Raw genomic sequence first — 17,460 nt, forward strand, 5'->3', positions numbered from 1 at the left:
ACGACGTTCAACCATCCTAACGCGACGGCGACGCTTGCGCTGCCCCGTCGAACGGCGAAAGAGAAGATACGACGGGATTGGCAGAATGATCCGCGTCAATCTTGACGTTCAGCTGCGCGAGACCGCCTGTCCAGTGTCGACCCTTGGCCTGAGGTGGCTTCCGCTCTCCACCCCAGGCAGTCGCGAAGCCGGACGGTGCGCACCCTGTGAGTGCGCAACCGGCAGTTCGCTCACTTGCGTCGCGCAACGCGGGGTGCGCAACGCGAACTTGCCGGCGCCCTCCCTGACGAGCCCGCGCTACGCCGCAGGAAGGTGGCGGGCGGGTTCGGCACGCGCCAGCGGGGCAGTTCCAGCGCGCCTTCGAGGAACTGTCGGCCGCGGACAGGACGCCGGCGCGGGCCGGGAGCGGGGTGGCGAAGAAGGCCGAGAATCTGGCCAAGCGGATGCCGGACGCCGGATGCCGGGCGCAGCGGCGCCGAAGGTGGTGGCCGGCGGTGAGACCGGCGAGGCGGAGAGCGTCACGATTTCCGGTCAGTGGGGTACAGATCCCCGACGACGTCGCCGACAGCCTGCAGGGCTGATCGTTAGCCGCGCCCCTCGGCCGCGAACCCCCAGACCGGCCGTCTCGAGAACGGTCTCTTCGTCTCGCGATCGGCTTCGAGCCGGTCAACGCGAGGGCGATTCGAACGGCACCACCGTCGCCATAGGCTGAACGATTCCGGTCGTCGCTACACTGACCGGTCGACCAAATGTCTGTGCCCAACTCAACTGAATGACGCTGATTCTTTCTTGTCCGACAGATCGTCTCCGAGATATCTCACTACGTCGACGTTTAGAGAAGCCGATCCAGCGCACGACCGGATGCGCGCACTTGTCGCGTGAACCAAGCGATTGCCCGATTTGATACCGAACGCGGGTCGAGCACTTGCACTTTTGTCTCACGAAGCACATGGAATGCGGTTCCCTCCGGCAGCAGTGAGGGGCCACTGCAGAATTCAGCCGGACGAGCTGGATCTATATTTCCATACGCTGAGCCTCGATGTCGGCCAGATGATAATTCAGTAATGATTTACCCGTCGATGATGATATAACATTGTTCGATTGAGCTGGAATCGCGGCCAATGCGCGGGCCTGCAACTAAATAACGTGGCGTGGTGATACATTCGAGCGCGAATGGTGGTCTCGCACAGGCGAAATGCTCGACGGTCCCGCGACGAACTCTTTATTTCTGGACCAGCGAGACGCCTGCTCAGATCAGTCACCCTCGGGGTGCACCGGGATGCGCACCGCCGTTGCTGTCCCCCTCGATAGCGCTGTCGCCGAGGGAACAGGCTGCGGGTGAGGTCAGGCTGACCGGTTTTTATCGCTGCGGGCTGATCCCAGCGTTTGCCGATCGGCCGCGTTTCGGTCACCGACGGCGACACCGGGGTGATCTGCCGGACCCGCATCCGCCGTCGGACTGGAAGCGTGCCGAGTGCGCCAGTGGCGTCGAGACCGGCCGGAAATGGAGAAGCCCGCGGCGCCCGCGGCAGCGCTCACGCGGGCTGTCTGCGCGATCGAGGGCGACATCCCGCGCGAGGGCGACGAGATCGACCGGCTTCCCGGAAGCAGGGACTACGACCGGACCGTGATCGACACGGGCTCCGGCGAGCGCTTACTCTGCCGCGAGGTCGAGGCCGCGGGCTGGCGAGCGGCGCGCGGGTGATGGACGCGCCCGTCCCTGAACTTCCCTCGACATCAACCGTTCCTGTGCCACAGCAATCGCAGGGACGACTTCATGACTCGCACGCTCGCGGCGCTCGCAGGAGCCTTGTCCATCGCCCTGGCCGCGCCGGTCTCAGCGCAAACGGTGACGGGCGGCGCTGGAAACACCGGGGTCGCCCCGCCGGCGACAACCGGAGGTGCCGGCCCGGGTGCCCGGGATCTCGGACCGAGCCCGGTCACCCGTGGAAATGAGGCCAACCCGAGCAACTCGTCGATCCCGGGCACGACGCCGGGCGTCAACATTGGCGGCACCCCCACGAGTGGGCCGCCCGGCACTGGCGGCACGTCGGGCGGCCCGTCCCTCGGTCGGTAAGTCCGCTCGGCCCCGCCCCGATCTGCTCACGGGGCGGGGGAGCGCCTGATCTCACCAGCGTGTGAGCCGAGCCGATACGCAACGCGGCCCGGCGGCAGGTTCGCGGCCCGCGGTTACCGGGTGGTATCCCATGCACCGAAAGCAAGTTTTAAGATTACCGTTCTATATGTCTGACATCGCATGGCGTTCCGATGTTGACCATGACCCTCGCGCTGTTGGCCGTCCTGATTGCCGGGGCGCTGTGTCTCGGAATGATCTCCGCGTTCCTGCCGTTTCAGCGTCCGCGCGAGGAGATCGAGTTGGCAGAGTTCACCGACGACGAATTCTTCGACATCGGCGGCCCGATCATCGATTTGCAGGCGACGCGCTAAGGGCGCTCGACACCGACTCGCCATTCATCGGTCGGCGGGGCATCGAGAGGCGCGCCACGGCGCGCCGGGCAGGTCAAAGCGAGAGGTGCTTCGTGGACCCCCAGCCATTCACCATCGACACCGAGGCCCAGGCTCAGACGTACCTGACCGATCTCCTCAACAATCCGAAGAACCGGTCGATGAGCGAGATCGCGAGACACTGCGCCCTGCGAGTCCGCAATCCGAAGATCAAGGCGTTCTTTCTGACCGAGGGCGCGAAGATGCTCGCCGAGATGAAGGCCTAGGGGCGAGACAAGAAGGCTCCGACCGGCGAACCGGGCGGCCCGTCCGGATTCGAGCCCCGGCGGGCGTGCAGCGGCAGCGAGAACGCCCCGCGCGGCGGTGCCGTCGGGGCTGAAGGCGGTAGCCTCGAGGGCATGCCGAGGCCCGGTCGACGCGTGGGCAGGCGGGACGGTTTAAGCCTCCGACGAGGACGGCGCCCGGCCTGCGTCCAGGCTGACCTGACCGGCCGCCTTCGGACCGAGCTGATCGAGAGGATCTGCCAGGACCGGAGGAGCCGGACAGGCGGCGCGGTCGGACGACGCGCGCGGAGCAGGTCGCGCCGAAGCTGCACCAGATCGAGGTGCAGACAGCCCGGGGCAAGAACTTGGCGCTTGCGTGCGCGGAAGCGGAGATCTCTGAGCAGAGTGCCTCACGCTGGCGCAAGGCGTACGCCGGTCTCCGAGTCGATCAGGCTCGGAAGATGAAGGATCCGAAGCGCGAGAAGGCTCGGCTGCGGCGGCTCGTGGCCGATCTGACCTCCAAGAAGCAGATGTTGGCGGACGTGGCGGCCGGAGCCTCGTAGCATCCGAACGACGCCGCTAGGCGGTTGCAGACATCCGGGAGAGGTACGGTCTCCCGGAACGCCACGCCTGCCGGACCGTCGACCAGCACCGCGGCACGCGACGCGATGCGCCCTCCGTGTCGGCCGAAGAGGACGCGTCGACTCCTGCCATCATCACCCTGGCATCCGAGTGCGGGCGCTGCGGCTGCTGCCGTGTCACCGCACTGCTGCGAGCGGATTGCACGCAAGCGGGCCAGGATCGGGTTCAGCGCATCGGGCGTCGCGAAAGGCTCGAGGTTCCGCAGAATCCCTTTGACCAGGGAGGGCGTAACGACCGCGCGTCGCGACGGCCGGGAGATCGGCGCTGACACAGGCAACGCCCCGGGCTTCGAGGACGTCGCGTGGGCCCCGGGCCTTGCCGACCGCCGGCTCGGGATACGCGGCCCGATTGTCCAAGAAAGCCTCGCTTGGCAGACGGGAAGGCTGTTGACGATAGATGACGATCATAATAGATTATGGGCGTCATATCAAACTGTCGAGGGCGCGCGGGGGAGCCGGCGATGGATGCGGACTGGTCATCGTACGCACCGGCCTGGCCGGCCCGGATTTCCCGTGACCCTGAAGCCAGCCTTGGTCCAGGCCACCGAGGTCGCGCCGGCCGCGGGGATGGTCGAGGGTAGCGGCGCCGAGATCGAGGGCCTTGGGCAGTTCGGAGGCCCCACCGGCGTGACGATCGTCGACGCCAACATCCGGGTCTCGGGTGGCCGGCCGGGGCTCCTTTTCAATACCCCCGAAGCCGGACGAGAGGGCCCGACCTCCCGAGTCCGCTCCTCGGGCATCGCGTAGCCGGCCGCCGAAGCTGTCACGGACGAGGAAGCCCTCATGGACATCAGGACGCGCCGACTGCTGGCGGCCCCTCTCCTGCCGACGCTGGCCCGGATGGCCGTGCCGAATGTCGCGGTCATGGTCGTCCAGACCTCCATCGGCCTGATCGAGACCTACTTCGTCGCCGAGCTCGGCACCGACGCCCTCGCCGGAATGGCGCTCGTCTTCCCGGTGGTCATGCTCGTCCAGATGCTGTCCGCGGGCGGCATGGGCGGCGGCATCCAGTCGGCGGTCTCGCGCACCCTGGGCGGCGGTCGGCAGGACGCGGCGGGTCTGCTCGCGTGGCACGCCGCCGCCATTGGCCTCGGCCTCGGCGCGGTGACCAGCCTGCTCGCCTTGACCCTGGGACCGCGCCTCTACGCGGCGATGGGCGGCACGGGTGCCTCGCTCAGGGCCGCGACGGCCTACGCGACCGTCGTGTTCGGCGCGGCGATCCTGATCTGGCTGTTCAACGCGCTGGCGGCGGTGATCCGCGGGACCGGTAACATGGCGCTCCCGGCCGGCGTCACCTGCGCCGGGGCCGTCCTGCTGATCCCGCTCTCGCCCGCGCTGATCTTCGGTTGGGGACCGTTCCCTCGCCTCGGGGTCGTGGGCGGCGGTGTCGCCTTCGCCGCCTACTACGCCGTCGGCGCCACCCTCTTCGCCGCCTACATCTGGTCCGGCCGGGGTGTCCTGCGCCCGAGCCCTCGCCCGCCGAGGCTGACCTGGGCGCCGTCCCGCGAGATCCTGCGCGTCGGCCTGCTCTCCGGCATCGCCAGCATGACCTCCAACGTCACCGTCATCGCCGCGACCGGCTTCGTCGGGACGTCGGGACCGGCGGCAGTGGCGGGGTACGGGACCGGCGCGAGGCTTGAGTACCTGCTGGTCCCCCTGGTGTTCGGGCTCGGCTCGCCGATCGCCGCCCTCGTCGGGACCGCCCTCGGGGCCGGGATGCACGCACGCGCCCGTCAGGCCGCGCTGACCGGCGCCCTCGTGGCGGGTGTCCTGACGGAGGCCATCGGCCTCACGGCCGCCCTCCATCCTGCCGGGTGGCTCAGCCTGTTCGGGCACGATCCGGCGATGCTCGCCACCGGCTCGACCTACCTGCGCGTCGTCGGACCGTTCTACGGATTCTTCGGGGCCGGCCTTGCCCTCTACTTCGCGGCCCAGGGGGCCGGGCGTGTCGGCTGGCCGCTCGCCGCGAGCGTCCTTCGGATGGCCGTGGCCCTGGGGGGAGCCTGGATCGCGGCGAGGCTCGGGCTGGGCTTGGTCGGGATGTTCGTCGCCCTCTCGGCCGGCTTCGTCGCCATGGGCCTCGTCAACGCGGCCGCCTTCGCGACCGGCCGGATGTTCCTGGCGGAGCCCGCACCGAGCACATCCCCTGTTCCGCCAAGCCTTACGGCGGCCGCCAATTCGGGACGCTGAGACGAGGCCTGCGACGCGGACGAGGCCGATGGGTGTCGGCGCCTCCGAGGCGAACGGCGTCCGCGTCCCGGGGCCGCGTCTCCTTCGGGATGAGCGGGGCGCCCGCCCATCTCGAGGCGACGGTGCTGGGAGCACCCGAGGAGCAATTCGGCAGGATCCTCGAACCGACCGACCCGCGCTCGCGATCCGTGACGGAGATCGCCGATGAATCCTCCGAGACCCTGGACCGGATTGGCGAGGCCCTCGGATCTGGCTTGCGTTAAAAAATGAAGATCATAATTTATATTGGGTCGCAGCGGACAAGGTGCCGCGTGGATCGGAGGACGATATGAGCAAGGGCAGCATCAAGACCGCGGTGGTCACAGGCGCCTCGTCCGGCATTGGGCTGGAGACGGCGAAGGCCCTTCAGGCTGCGGGCTACCGCGTATTCGGGACCAGCCGGAGGGCGTCTCCGGCCGTGGACGGCGGGATGGCCACCATCGTCTGTGACGTCACCGATGAGAGATCGGTCACTGAGATGGTCGAGACCGTCTTCGGCGAGACGGGGAGGATCGACCTCCTCGTGAACAACGCCGGCTTCGGCATCAACGGCGCGGCCGAGGAATCGTCGGTCTCGCAGGCTCAGGCCATGTTCGACGTGAACCTGTTCGGCGTCATCCGGACGACCCGCGCCGTGCTTCCCCTGATGCGCGCGCAGAAAGGCGGCCGGATCGTCAACGTCAGCTCTGTCCAGGGCCTGATCCCGGCCCCCTACATGGCGCTCTACGGCGCCAGCAAGCACGCCGTCGAAGGCTACTCCGAGTCGCTGGACCACGAGGTTCGTGGACAAGGGATCCGGATCGTGCTCGTCGAGCCCGCCTTCACCCGGACGGCCTTCGACCGGAACCTCGTGCGCCCCGACGCGCCGCTCGGCATCTACGAGGCGGAGCGCGCCGGTCGGGACCGGTTCCTGAGTGAGGTCATGAAGTCCGCCGATGCGCCCGAGGTCGTGGCGAAGGTCATCGTCGAAGCCGCCACCGCGACGAGCCCGAAGCGCCGTTACACGGCGGGCCCCAAGGCGAGGCAGGTCAGCCTGCTGCGCCGCTTCGTGCCGGCCACCGCCTTCGACAAGAGCTTCCGCAAGGAGATGCGCCTCCCGCAGGTCCCGTGATCACGAGTCTGGAGAGGTCGCGGATCCGGCGCGTGTCAGCGTGCAGGGGTTGAGATCGGCCGGGCGCCAGCGCCGTCGATCCTGACCCCCCGCGCCGCGTCGCACGATGGCGAGTTTGGGCAGCGCGGAAGGGAGTTCTCACCAGGCACACCGACAGCACCCGCAGCTCCGCACCGCTTCGTCGACGTGTGGTGGAATGATCCGATCTGGCCAAGGCAGGGCGAAGCCTGGACGGCCGCGCCTACCTGTGGGCGCTGAAAGTCGGGGAGGCGCGCCTCCGCCGCCGGCCGCGCTGCTGGGGATCCAAGTCGATCGCCTCGTCAGAGAGCTCGGCGGCCTCGTGAAGCGCCGAGACGGTCGGGTTCGAGGCCATGGGCTTCGGCGACCCTTCGCCGCCAGGAATGCACCGACCGAGAACAGACCGTGGGTGGCTCTGGTGGCCCATAGTGCCCACGTGCACCGCGCGTTCCGCCTTTAATCGCGGACTGACCAGCGATCGTTCCAGGACAGAGCCTTGTTGCCCAAAGGCTTGAATGGTCGGAGTGGCGGGATTCGAACCCACGACCCCTAGTCCCCCAGACTAGTGCGCTAACCGGGCTGCGCTACACTCCGACGCCGCTAGGGCTCGCGGCTCTTAGCCTCCGCGCCGCGCCCGCGCAAGCCCTTCGGCGCGCGCGGGCCACGCGGATGTGCTGGCTCTCGCGGGTCAGGCCCGCTACGGGGAGGCCTCGCCCCCGCGATTGCCAGAGGATCATGACGGACCGACCGATCGCCTTCGATCTCACGCGCCTCGTCACGCGGCTGCGCCACGCGAGCCCGTCGGGCATCGACCGCGTCGACCTCGCCTACGCGCGCGCCTATCTCGGCCGGGCGGAGACGGGCGTCGGCGTCGTCTCCACGGCGTTCGGACCGCGCATCCTCGACCGCGCGCAGGCGCTGGAGATCGTCGAGGCCGTGGCGGCCGGCTGGGTCGAGGACCGGGACGCCGCGTCGGACCCGGTCTACCGGCGGCTCGCGTCCCGCTGCGGCGATCCCGCCGCCGCGCCGCCGCCCGGCACCGCACCGCAGGCCGGGTCCGCCGACCGGCGGCGGATCCAGGCGCGCAAGACCGTCGACATCGCGCTGCGCGGCCGGTCGGTCGCGATCCTGCCCCGGGACGCGCTCTATTTGCACACCTCGCACCTGCGCCTCGACGACCCGCGGCGGTTCGACTGGCTCTATACCCGGCGGGACGTCCGGGCGGCGTTCTTCGTCCACGACCTCATCCCGATCACCCACCCGGAATACGGCCGGTCCGGTGAGGCCGACCGGCACCGGGCGCGCCTGCGCACGATCGGGCGGCACGCCTCCGCCATCCTGGTGAATTCGGAGGATACCGGCCGGCGCACCCTCGCGCATCTCGCCGCCGAGGGGTTCGGGCGGCCGCCGGTGGCCGTGGGCCATCTCGGGGTCGAGACCGCCTTCGGCCACACCGGGCCCCGATTCACTCCCGACCGGCCGACCTTCCTGGTCTGCGGCACCATCGAGTCGCGCAAGAACCACCTGCTGCTGTTCCAGATCTGGCGGCTCCTGGCCGAGCGCCACGGGGCGGCGGCACCCCGGCTCGTCGTGGTCGGGCGCCGGGGCTGGGAGGCGGAGAGCGCCATCGACATGCTGGAGCGCTGCCCCGGCGTGCGCGCCCACGTCATCGAGGCCTCGGGATTGTCGACCCACGGTCTGGCGGCGCTGATGCGCAGCTGCACCGCCCTGCTGATGCCGTCCTTCACCGAGGGCTACGGCATCCCCGTCGTCGAGGCCGCGGCCTCGGGGCTGCCGGTGATCGCCTCCGACATCGCCGTCCACCGCGAGATCGCCGACGGCTTCGCGCTGTTCCGCGATCCCCTGGACGGTCCGGGCTGGATCGAGGCGATCGAGGCGCTCGCGCGGCCCGACGGGTCGCTCCGCGCCGAACTGGCCGGCCGTCTGGCCGGGTACCGGCCGCCGGACTGGCCCGCGCATTTCGCGGCCGTGGCGCCGACCCTCGCGGCGCTCTGACGGCGACCGCCGATCCGCGCCGGACCCAGACGCCTGCCCGCCGGCCGACGGTCGCGGCCCGCGACCGCGGGACGACGACGCACGTTGCGCCGCCGGAGTCTGACGAATAAGGAAAAGCGTCAGTCAGCCAGCCTGGCCGAGAGCGGGCGGAACGGAGATCCTGCCGATGCGGGTGGTCGACCTCGATCGCGAGACGGTCAAGCAGGGGCTCGATGACGGCTCGATGCTGATCATCGACGTCCGTGAGTCGCACGAGTACGAGGCCGGGCACATCCCGGGCGCCGTCTCGCACCCGCTCTCCGGCTTCGACCCACAGGCGGTCGCGGCCCTCGTAGCGGAGGACGGCCGGCGGGCGGTGTTCTCGTGCGCCTCGGGCGTCCGCTCGGTTCACGCGCTCATGGCGGCGCAGAATGCCGGGCTCGACCTCGCCGAACACTACAAGGGCGGTTTCAAGGACTGGTACAGCGCGGGCGAAACGGTCGCCTGATCTGCCGTTTCAATCCGGCTCGCGGGACCGTGATGTGCGTTCGCGCACAAGCAACACCGTCGACCGCGGGTTACGGCGCACCCGCGGCGGAACAATCGTCAAGCTCGGCGCGACCGGACGGTCGGCCAACGGACAGCAGGACCCGATGCGCAGCCGGCTTCCCAGCCTACTCACCGTCTTATCAGGCCTGATCGCGGCTCTCGCGGCAGGCCCCCTCGCGACTCCGGCCCGCGCGCAGGCGCCGGGCGGCCCGCCGCCCAAGGTCACCGTGGCCAAGCCCGTGGTGCGACAGATCGTCGAGCAGGATCAGTATACCGGCCGCTTCGACGCGATCGATTACGTCGAGGTTCGCGCCCGCGTCACCGGCTACCTCGAGAAGATCAACTTCGTCGACGGCCAGACGGTGAAGAAGGGCGACGTCCTGTTCGTGATCGACCGGCGCCCCTACAAGGCGGCGCTGGAGCAGGCCCAGGCGGCCCTGGCCTCAGCCAAGGCGCGCCAGTCCTTCTCGCAGACGGACCTGGAGCGCGCGCAGACCCTGTCCCGCAGCGGCAACATCTCCGAGCAGGTCACCGACCAGCGCCGGCAGGCCTCGCAGACCGCTCAGGCCGACGTCGACAGCGCCCAGGCCGCCCTCAACAACGCCCAGCTGAACTACGACTTCAGCGAGGTGAAGGCGCCGATCAACGGCCGCATCAGCCGCCGCCTGGTGACCGAGGGCAACATCGTCAGCGCCGACCAGACCATGCTGACGACGATCGTGTCCCTCGACCCGATCTATTTCAGCTACACCGTCGATGAGAAGTCGTTCCTCAAGTACCAGAACAGCCTCGGCATCGGCATGGGCCAGACCCAGCAGGGTAAGGGCGTGCCGATCCTGATCGCCCTGTCCGGCGAGGCGAAGCCCACCCGCAAGGGCACGCTCGACTTCGTCGACAACCGCGTCGACAACGCCACAGGCACGATCCTGCTGCGCGCGACCGTCCCGAACCCCGACCTGTTCATCAAGCCCGGCCTGTTCGGCATCGTCTCGATGCCGGCGACCAAGCCCTTCCAGGGCATCCTGCTGCCCGACGACGCCGTGGCGGCCAACCAGGACAAGCGGATCGTCTACATCGTCGGGCCCGAGAACGTGATCCAGCAGAAGGACGTCGTGCTGGGACCGAAGGTCGACGGCTATCGGGTGATCCAGTCGGGGCTGAAGGGCGACGAGACCGTGGTGGTCAACGGCCTGTCTCGTGTCCGTCCGGGCGCGAAGGTCACCCCCGAGACGATCGAATTGCCCCCGAGCAAGACCTGAGCCCCCGGGGCTCGACACGAACGCCTTCGTGCGCGCCGCGCGGCGCGCCCCGCACCGACGACGCAGGGCCCCGTCCGGGAGACCGGCGGGCCTCAGAGGTTTGACCGATGCGTTTCGCCCATTTCTTCGTCGACAGACCGATCTTCGCGTCCGTCACGTCGATCGTCTTCCTGATCCTCGGCTTCGTGGCCTACGAGAGCCTGCCGGTCTCGCAGTACCCCGAGATCGTGCCGCCGACCGTGACGGTGCGCGCCTCCTATCCGGGTGCCAACGCCGAGACCGTGGCCGCCACGATCGCGACGCCGATCGAGCAGGAGGTGAACGGCGTCGACAACATGCTCTACATGACGTCGTTGTCGACCAACGACGGCAACATGCTGCTGACCGTGACCTTCAAGGTCGGCACCAACCTCGATATCGCGAACGTGCTGGTGCAGAACCGGCTGTCGGTGGCGCAGCCGCGCCTGCCGCCGGACGTGCGCAACCTCGGCGTCACGGTCCGCAAGGCCTCGCCCGACCTGATGCTGGTCGTGCACCTGCTCTCGCCGAACAAGACCTACGACCAGAACTACCTCGCCAACTACATCTACCTGAACATCCGCGACGAGCTGCTGCGCCTCGACGGCGTCGGCGACATCACGATCTTCGGCGGTAACGAGTACGCCGAGCGCGTCTGGGTCGACCCGAACAAGCTGGCCGCCTACGGCCTCTCGGTCACCGACGTCACGACGGCCCTGCAGGAGCAGAACGTGCAGGTGGCCGCCGGCCAGCTGAACGGTCCGCCGGCCGCCAAGGGCGAGGCGTTCCAGCTCGTCGTGCAGTCGCAGGCGCGGTTCAAGACGCCCGAGCAGTTCGCCGAGGTGATCATCAAGGCGCAGGACGGGCGCCTCGTCCGGGTCAAGGACATCGCCCGCGTCGAGATGGGCCAGAAGGACTACACGACCAACTCGTTCCTCAACGACACGCCCGCCGTGGGCATCGGCGCCTTCCAGCGGCCGGGCACCAACGCGCTCGACGCGGCGGCGTCGGTCAAGAAGGTGATGGAGGAGGTCAAGAAGAACTTCCCGCCGGACGTCGAGTACCGCATCGCCTACAACCCGACGGAGTTCATCGAGGAATCGATCCACGAGGTCTACAAGACCCTGTTCGAGGCGGTCGGCCTCGTGGTCATCGTGGTGCTGGTGTTCCTCCAAAGCTGGCGGACCGCCCTGATCCCGGTCATCGCGATCCCGGTCTCGCTGATCGGCACCTTCGCGGCGATGGCCGCCTTCGGCTTCTCGCTGAACAACCTGACCCTGTTCGGGCTGGTGCTCGCGATCGGCATCGTGGTCGACGACGCGATCGTGGTGGTGGAGAACGTCGAGCGCAACATGGCCGAGGGCCTGTCGCCGGGCGACGCCGCCCACAAGACCATGGACGAGGTCGGCGGCGCGGTCATCGCCATCGCGCTGGTGCTCGCCGCGGTGTTCGTGCCGACGGCGTTCATCCCGGGCATCTCGGGCCAGTTCTACAAGCAGTTCGCGCTGACCATCGCGGCCTCGACCCTGATCTCGGCCTTCAACTCGCTGACCCTGTCGCCGGCGCTCTGCAAGCTGCTGCTGGTGCCTCACCACGCCCGCAAGGAGCCGAAGTTCTTCCTGACCCGGTTCGTGAACTGGCTGGCGAACGGCTTCAACCGCGCCTTCGACGCCACGTCGAACGCCTACGGCCGGACGATCCGGGTGCTCACCGGCGGGATCGTGGGCTTGGGCGTGATGCTGCTGGTCTACGCCGCGGTGATCGCTGGCACGCTCCACCTCGCGCAGACGACCCCCACGGGCTTCATCCCGGACCAGGACCAGGGCTACCTGATCGGCGTCGTCCAGCTCCCGTCCGGCTCCTCCCTCGACCGCACCACGGAGGTGTGCCTGCGCGCCGCCAAGCAGGCCCGGACGGTCGACGGCGTGGCCAACGCGGTGATCATCGCGGGCTTCGACGGCGCGACCTTCACCAACACGACCAATGCCGGCGTGATGTTCCTGACCCTCAAGGGGGCGAAGGAGCGCGCGGAAGTGGGTCGGAGCGCGGCCGTCATCACCGGCGACGTGCTGAAGGCCACCTCGGACATCCAAGAGGCGCGGGTCATCGTCATCCCGCCCCCGCCCGTCCGCGGTCTCGGCAACGGCGGCGGCTTCAAGATGCAGATCGAGAGCCGCCAATCCTCGGATATCGGCCCGCTCATGGCCGCCGCCGGCGAGGTGATCGCCCAGGCGAACCAGAGCGCGGACGTGCAGCGCGTGTTCACGACTTTCGACAACTCGACGCCGCAGCTCTTCCTCGACATCGACCGCACCATCGCGCGGATGCTGAACGTGCCGCTGGCCAACGTGTTCTCGTCGGTCCAGGCGGATCTCGGCGGCACCTACGTCAACGATTTCAACACCCTGGGCCGCATCTACCAGGTGCGCCTGCAGGGCGACGCGGCGTTCCGCACGTCGGTGCAGGACATCTCGCAGATCAAGGTGCGCTCCTCCACCGGCGCCCTGGTGCCGATGGGCACCCTCGCTTCGGTGCGGGACGTGACCGGTCCGCAGATCGTGCAGCGGTTCAACCTGTACTACTCGGTCCCGGTGCAGGGCGTGGCCAAGCCCGGCGTCTCCACCGGACAGGCGCTCACCGCCATGGAGGAGATCGCCAAGAAGGCGCTGCCCGACGGCTACTCGTACGACTGGACCGAGATCGCCTACCAGCAGAAGGCGGCGAGCGGCACGGCCGGCGCGGTCTTCGCCCTCGGCGTGCTGCTGGTCTTCCTCGTGCTCGCCGCGCAGTACGAATCCTGGGCGCTGCCGCTCGCGATCCTGCTGGTGGTGCCGACCGGCGTGCTCGCCGCGCTCGCGGGCGTGCAGTTCCGGGGGCAAGACAACAACATCCTGACCCAGATCGGCCTGATCGTGCTCATCGGCCTCGCGGCGAAGAACGCGATCCTGATCGTCGAGTTCGCGCACGACATCGAGCAGCGGGAGCATCGCGGCCCGGTCGAGGCGGCGGTCGAGGCCTGCCGTCTCCGCCTGCGCCCGATCCTGATGACCGCCTTCGCGTTCATCCTCGGCACCCTTCCGCTGGTCGTGGCGACCGGCCCCGGCGCCGAGATGCGCCAGGCGCTCGGCACCGCGGTGTTCTTCGGGATGATCGGCGCGACCTTCTTCGGCCTGTTCCTGACCCCGGTCTTCTACGTGGTGATCCGCCACTTCTCGATCTGGCTGGGCCGGTTCCGGAAGAAGCACACGCACGGCGATCCCGGCGGCGCGGCCCCGGCCCACGGCTGACGGCATACGCCCCCCGGGCCGCGGAACGATGGAAGCCGCGCCGGATCCGCGAGGATCGGGCGCGGCTTCCGCGCGACGGGCGGGGGCACCCGGTGTAGAGGCTCGCGGCATGCACGCCCTCGGTCGCCTGATTCTAGGGGCCTTCGCCCTCCTGCTCGCTGTCCCCACGGGTCTCGCGGTCCTGGTCCTGGCGCTGCTCGTCGACCCGGCCGCGCAGGCCTGGCTGTCCGGCGGGGCGCTCGCCGGACTCGACATGGCCCTGCCGGACCTCTCGGCCGGGCTGCCGCCGGAGGGGCTCGCCCTGCTCCTCGCCGGCCTCGCCAAGGCGCTGTTCGCGCTGCTGTTCGTACCCCCGGCCGTGATCGGCTTCGGCGGTGAGATCCTCGGGCGCCGCGGCCTGCTGTGGTACGGCGCCGGCTGCGGGCTGCTCACCGCCGCCCTCCCCTGGCTGACGCGCGGCGCGCTCCGGTCCGGCGGCGCCCGCGACGCCGCCCTCCTCGCGGGCGAGGCGCGCCTGACGCTGATCCTGTTCGCGGTCGGTGCCAGCGCCGGCCTGGTCTACTGGCTGGTCGCCGGGCGCGGCGCGGGGCTCGTCCGGGACGGGCATCGCCCCGAGGGGACCTGACGCCGCCCGGCACGTCGCCCTTGGCCGCGGACACGCGGGCGCGCTACAGGGGAGCCGCCACGACACGGTTCCCGATGCTCGCCCTCCGCTCTCTCGCCTTCAACATCTGCTTCTACGCCGTCACGACGGTCCTGGCCTTCGCCGGCCTGCCCATGCTGGTCTCCGGCCGGTCGGTGCTGCGGCTCGCCCGCGCCTGGGGGCGGATCACCCTGTGGCTCCTGCGGGTCGTCGCGGGAACGCGGGTCGAGTTCCGCGGGCTGGAGAACATCCCGGCCGGCCCCCTGCTGGTGGCCGCCAAGCACCAGTCGGCCCTGGAGACGCTGGCCCTCTGCACGGTGCTGCCGAACTTCGCCTACATCCTGAAGAAGGAGCTGCTGCTTATCCCGCTGATCGGCTGGTACCTGTCGCGCAGCGGCATGGTGGCGATCGACCGGTCGAAGGGCAGCCGGGCCATGAGCCTGATGAACGCCGCCGCCGGCGCGGCGATCCGGGACGGCCGCCAGCTCATCATCTTCCCCGAGGGCACCCGGCGTCCGGTCGGGGCGCCGCCCGCCTACAAGCAGGGGCTCTCGCACCTCTACACCGCCCTGAACGTGCCTTGCCTGCCCGTGGCGCTGAACACCGGCCTGTTCTGGTCGCGCAACAGCCTCGTGCGCCGGCCGGGCCGGGCGGTGATCGAGTTCCTGCCGCCCATCCCGCCGGGCCTGCCCCGCCAGGAGTTCCAGGCGCTGGCCCAGGAGCGGCTCGAGACGGCCTCGAACGCCCTCGTCGAGGGCGGCCTCCAGGGCCTCGCAGCCGAGGGGCACGCCGTGCCGGCCGACGAGGCGCCGGCCGCCGCAGACGCCCGACGCTGAGCCGTTCGCGAGCGCGGTTTTCCGCGTCGGACCGGCGCCCGGCGGCTTGTGGATAACGGGCATCGTCGACACATCTCGCTCTAGGAACGTCGCCCTTGACGCCTGTGGATATCGCGCGTTAGGTTAGAACAAATGGCGAACAGAAGAGCCCTGTCCTGGTCGGCCGCGCTCCGCGACCTGAAGGACGATCGCACCCGGAGGCAGGATGTGCGTGAAGAACGCCTCAAGACGACCGCGGGTCTGCGCGGCTCCCCCGCGCTCCCGCTCTCGGCCTGGCGCGGCCGCTCCGGCCGGCGCTACGTGGTCGGTGTCCACCCGGCCGGCGGCTTCGACCTCGACGAGATGGCGCAGGCCGTGGTGATCGCCGTCCGCCGGGACAACGCCGGCATCGCCGAGATGGTCTCGGTGGCGAGTTCCAGCGAGAGCCCGCGCGACCACCTGCGCCGGACCTGGCTCGACCGTGTCCGCCGCCGGGGCGCCACCGAGATGCACGTCCACCGCCTCGCCGAGAACGAGGCCGAGCGGACGGCGATCGTCGAGGATCTGCAGGTCGACACCGTCGAGCCGGCGCAGGTCTGACCGGGAACGCGCCGCGCGCGGACAGATCGCGTCCGCGGCGGTCGACCCGTGGCGGTGCTGCCCCAGTTTCGCCCCTTGCGTGGCCACAAGCCGGGGTCACGATGTCCCCGCGGGGACGGGTCGGGGAGCGGAACGCATGGTGCAGGATCGGACGCGGCCGGAGGGTGCCGCTGAGACAGCTCCGGTACGGGGCGCGCGGCGATCCCGGCGGGGGCTGTTCCTGCCCTACATCCTGCTCGCACTCGTGGTCGTGGGCTGGTCGGCCGGCTGGCTGTGGATGCGGGAGCGCGCGGCCAGCGAGATCGACGGCTGGATCGCCCGCGAGGCGACCGCCGGACGCACCTGGACCTGCGCGGACCGATCCCTCGGCGGCTACCCGTTCCGCCTGGAACTGCGCTGCAGCGCCGTGACCCTCGAGCGCGCCGACGGGCGCTTCCGGCTCGGCCCGAGCACAGCGGTGGCGCAGATCTACCAGCCCCGCCTGGTCGTCTTCGAGAGCGCGGGCCCCTTCCACGTCGAGCAGGGCCCGCTGACCGGCGACGCGTCCTGGACCGCGCTCCAGGGCAGCTTCCACGGCGCCGCGGGGGGCTTCAGCCGCGCGTCCCTGGTCGTCGACAAGCCCGACATCACCGTGACGGGCGCCGAGCCCGGCCCGATCGCGGTCTCGGGGCGGCACCTCGAGCTGCATGCCCGGCCGAGCCCGGGCCGCTTCGACTCCGACGGCGCCGTGGATGTCAGCCTGCGCCTGAACCAGGCGGCGGTTCCGCAGCTCGACGCGGTAACCGGAACGCAGGATCCGGCCGACCTCGCCCTGGACGCGACCCTGACGCAGGCGACCGTGCTGCGCACCGGGACGGTGGCGCGCGAGCTGGAGCGCTGGCGTCAGGCCGGCGGTGCCCTGGACCTGACGGCCCTGTCGCTCGCCAAGGGCCCGCAGCGCGTCCAGGCGAAGGGCAGCCTCGCCCTCGACGCCGCCCACCGGCCCGCCGGGCAGATCGACCTGCGGGCGGCCGGCGTCGACGCGCTGGTCGGCAGCATCGTCGGCCAGCGCTTCGGCTCGGACCGGGGCGCGCTGGTGGGCCAGCTGGTCGGCGGGCTCCTGGGGCTGGCCCAGCGCCCCGGCCCCGACGCGCCGGCCGACGGGACGCCGCTGAAGGCGCTCCCGCCGCTGCGGCTCGTCGACGGCAAGCTCGTCTTCAGCGGCTTCCCGATCCCGAACGTCTACGTGCCGGCCCTGTACTAGAGCGTTTTCGGTTTGGGCTGAGTCGGCTTGGTGGGGTTCACGCGGCGCTGGGAGACTGATTCACTCGGCCGGTCGACAGCCGGAGTGAAGCATGGGCCGCCCCTACAGCTTGGACCTGCGCGAGCGGGTGGTGACCGCGGCTGCGGCGACCTCGCGCCGTCAGGCGGCCGCCCGCTTCGGGGTCGGCCAAGCAACCGCAATCCGCTGGATGGCGGCGCTCGCCGCGACTGGGACGGTGGCCGCCCGGCCGCAGGGGCGTGCCCGCCGCTCCAAGCTCGACCCGTACGAGACGTTCCTGCGTACGCTGATCGACGAGAAAGTTG

14 protein-coding genes, 1 tRNA gene and 4 pseudogenes are annotated in these 17,460 nt (G+C 70.0%); 17 read left to right on the forward strand and 2 right to left on the reverse strand.

Annotated elements, in window-relative coordinates; translation table 11 throughout:
* Positions 1-284: 284 nt before the first annotated feature.
* Positions 285-431, reverse strand: a pseudogene (locus tag C4T42_RS32890) (peptidase S24); the annotation flags it as partial.
* Here C4T42_RS32890 and C4T42_RS32525 point away from each other — a divergent pair.
* From C4T42_RS32525 to C4T42_RS25830, 8 genes and pseudogenes are all read left to right on the forward strand, one after another.
* A pseudogene (locus C4T42_RS32525) lies at positions 369-581 on the forward strand (hypothetical protein). The pseudogenes C4T42_RS32890 and C4T42_RS32525 sit on opposite strands and share 63 nt — an antisense overlap.
* Positions 582-1,504: 923 nt before the next feature.
* A complete protein-coding gene (locus C4T42_RS25800) occupies positions 1,505-1,705 on the forward strand; it encodes a hypothetical protein (RefSeq protein WP_042672399.1) in 201 nt (66 codons plus the stop codon).
* A 572-nt stretch (positions 1,706-2,277) separates the two neighbouring features.
* On the forward strand, positions 2,278-2,448 hold the full coding sequence (locus tag C4T42_RS32095) for a hypothetical protein (protein WP_170855082.1): 171 nt from the start codon (positions 2,278-2,280) through the stop codon (positions 2,446-2,448).
* Between the two features lie 92 nt (positions 2,449-2,540).
* Positions 2,541-2,732: a hypothetical protein gene (locus tag C4T42_RS25815; RefSeq protein ID WP_020095026.1), complete on the forward strand. Its 192-nt coding sequence runs from the start codon at positions 2,541-2,543 to the stop codon at positions 2,730-2,732.
* A gap of 254 nt (positions 2,733-2,986) precedes the next feature.
* Positions 2,987-3,573, forward strand: a pseudogene (locus tag C4T42_RS32530) (IS3 family transposase); the annotation flags it as partial.
* Between the two features lie 310 nt (positions 3,574-3,883).
* Positions 3,884-4,117, forward strand: a complete 234-nt coding sequence (locus tag C4T42_RS25820) for a hypothetical protein (protein WP_042672397.1) — start codon at positions 3,884-3,886, stop codon at positions 4,115-4,117.
* 36 nt (positions 4,118-4,153) lie between these two features.
* Positions 4,154-5,560: an MATE family efflux transporter gene (locus C4T42_RS25825; protein WP_103986107.1), complete on the forward strand. Its 1,407-nt coding sequence runs from the start codon at positions 4,154-4,156 to the stop codon at positions 5,558-5,560.
* A 328-nt stretch (positions 5,561-5,888) separates the two neighbouring features.
* Entirely contained in the window at positions 5,889-6,710 is an 822-nt protein-coding gene (locus C4T42_RS25830; RefSeq protein WP_103986108.1) for an oxidoreductase, read from the forward strand.
* Positions 6,711-7,244: 534 nt separating this feature from the next.
* Here C4T42_RS25830 and C4T42_RS25835 read toward each other — a convergent pair.
* Positions 7,245-7,322, reverse strand: a tRNA-Pro gene (locus tag C4T42_RS25835).
* Positions 7,323-7,463: 141 nt separating this feature from the next.
* On the opposite strand from C4T42_RS25835, the gene C4T42_RS25840 reads away from it, so the two are divergent.
* The 9 genes and pseudogenes from C4T42_RS25840 to C4T42_RS25880 form a co-directional block, all read left to right on the forward strand.
* Positions 7,464-8,744, forward strand: coding sequence for a glycosyltransferase family 1 protein (locus C4T42_RS25840; protein ID WP_103986109.1), 1,281 nt, complete (start codon positions 7,464-7,466; stop codon positions 8,742-8,744).
* A gap of 166 nt (positions 8,745-8,910) precedes the next feature.
* Positions 8,911-9,231, forward strand: a complete 321-nt coding sequence (locus C4T42_RS25845) for a rhodanese-like domain-containing protein (RefSeq protein ID WP_103986110.1) — start codon at positions 8,911-8,913, stop codon at positions 9,229-9,231.
* Between the two features lie 145 nt (positions 9,232-9,376).
* Complete coding sequence (locus C4T42_RS25850) at positions 9,377-10,531, forward strand: efflux RND transporter periplasmic adaptor subunit (protein ID WP_091676637.1); 1,155 nt, start codon at positions 9,377-9,379, stop codon at positions 10,529-10,531.
* Positions 10,532-10,638: 107 nt separating this feature from the next.
* The gene (locus tag C4T42_RS25855; protein WP_056530065.1) at positions 10,639-13,836 is read left to right on the forward strand and encodes a multidrug efflux RND transporter permease subunit; all 3,198 of its coding nucleotides are present in this window, start codon (positions 10,639-10,641) and stop codon (positions 13,834-13,836) included.
* Between the two features lie 109 nt (positions 13,837-13,945).
* The gene (locus C4T42_RS25860; RefSeq protein WP_020092176.1) at positions 13,946-14,461 is read left to right on the forward strand and encodes a hypothetical protein; all 516 of its coding nucleotides are present in this window, start codon (positions 13,946-13,948) and stop codon (positions 14,459-14,461) included.
* 74 nt (positions 14,462-14,535) lie between these two features.
* The gene (locus C4T42_RS25865; RefSeq protein ID WP_020092175.1) at positions 14,536-15,315 is read left to right on the forward strand and encodes a lysophospholipid acyltransferase family protein; all 780 of its coding nucleotides are present in this window, start codon (positions 14,536-14,538) and stop codon (positions 15,313-15,315) included.
* 132 nt (positions 15,316-15,447) lie between these two features.
* Complete coding sequence (locus tag C4T42_RS25870) at positions 15,448-15,894, forward strand: hypothetical protein (protein ID WP_012319408.1); 447 nt, start codon at positions 15,448-15,450, stop codon at positions 15,892-15,894.
* Between the two features lie 136 nt (positions 15,895-16,030).
* On the forward strand, positions 16,031-17,137 hold the full coding sequence (locus C4T42_RS25875) for a DUF2125 domain-containing protein (RefSeq protein ID WP_020092174.1): 1,107 nt from the start codon (positions 16,031-16,033) through the stop codon (positions 17,135-17,137).
* A 91-nt stretch (positions 17,138-17,228) separates the two neighbouring features.
* A pseudogene (locus tag C4T42_RS25880) lies at positions 17,229-17,460 on the forward strand (IS630 family transposase); the annotation flags it as partial.

This window comes from Methylobacterium sp. 190mf (assembly GCF_900107945.1).
Lineage (GTDB): Bacteria > Pseudomonadota > Alphaproteobacteria > Rhizobiales > Beijerinckiaceae > Methylobacterium.

Excerpts from the sequence above, each read along its gene's own strand:
- C4T42_RS25800 (WP_042672399.1), top strand. The coding sequence starts at position 1,505 with ATGGAGAAGCCCGCGGCGCCCGCGGCAGCGCTCACGCGGGCTGTCTGC.
- C4T42_RS32095 (WP_170855082.1), top strand. The coding sequence starts at position 2,278 with ATGACCCTCGCGCTGTTGGCCGTCCTGATTGCCGGGGCGCTGTGTCTC.
- C4T42_RS25825 (WP_103986107.1), top strand. The coding sequence starts at position 4,154 with ATGGACATCAGGACGCGCCGACTGCTGGCGGCCCCTCTCCTGCCGACG.
- C4T42_RS25830 (WP_103986108.1), top strand. The coding sequence starts at position 5,889 with ATGAGCAAGGGCAGCATCAAGACCGCGGTGGTCACAGGCGCCTCGTCC.
- C4T42_RS25840 (WP_103986109.1), top strand. The coding sequence starts at position 7,464 with ATGACGGACCGACCGATCGCCTTCGATCTCACGCGCCTCGTCACGCGG.
- C4T42_RS25845 (WP_103986110.1), top strand. The coding sequence starts at position 8,911 with ATGCGGGTGGTCGACCTCGATCGCGAGACGGTCAAGCAGGGGCTCGAT.
- C4T42_RS25850 (WP_091676637.1), top strand. The coding sequence starts at position 9,377 with ATGCGCAGCCGGCTTCCCAGCCTACTCACCGTCTTATCAGGCCTGATC.
- C4T42_RS25855 (WP_056530065.1), top strand. The coding sequence starts at position 10,639 with ATGCGTTTCGCCCATTTCTTCGTCGACAGACCGATCTTCGCGTCCGTC.
- C4T42_RS25860 (WP_020092176.1), top strand. The coding sequence starts at position 13,946 with ATGCACGCCCTCGGTCGCCTGATTCTAGGGGCCTTCGCCCTCCTGCTC.
- C4T42_RS25865 (WP_020092175.1), top strand. The coding sequence starts at position 14,536 with ATGCTCGCCCTCCGCTCTCTCGCCTTCAACATCTGCTTCTACGCCGTC.
- C4T42_RS25870 (WP_012319408.1), top strand. The coding sequence starts at position 15,448 with ATGGCGAACAGAAGAGCCCTGTCCTGGTCGGCCGCGCTCCGCGACCTG.
- C4T42_RS25875 (WP_020092174.1), top strand. The coding sequence starts at position 16,031 with ATGGTGCAGGATCGGACGCGGCCGGAGGGTGCCGCTGAGACAGCTCCG.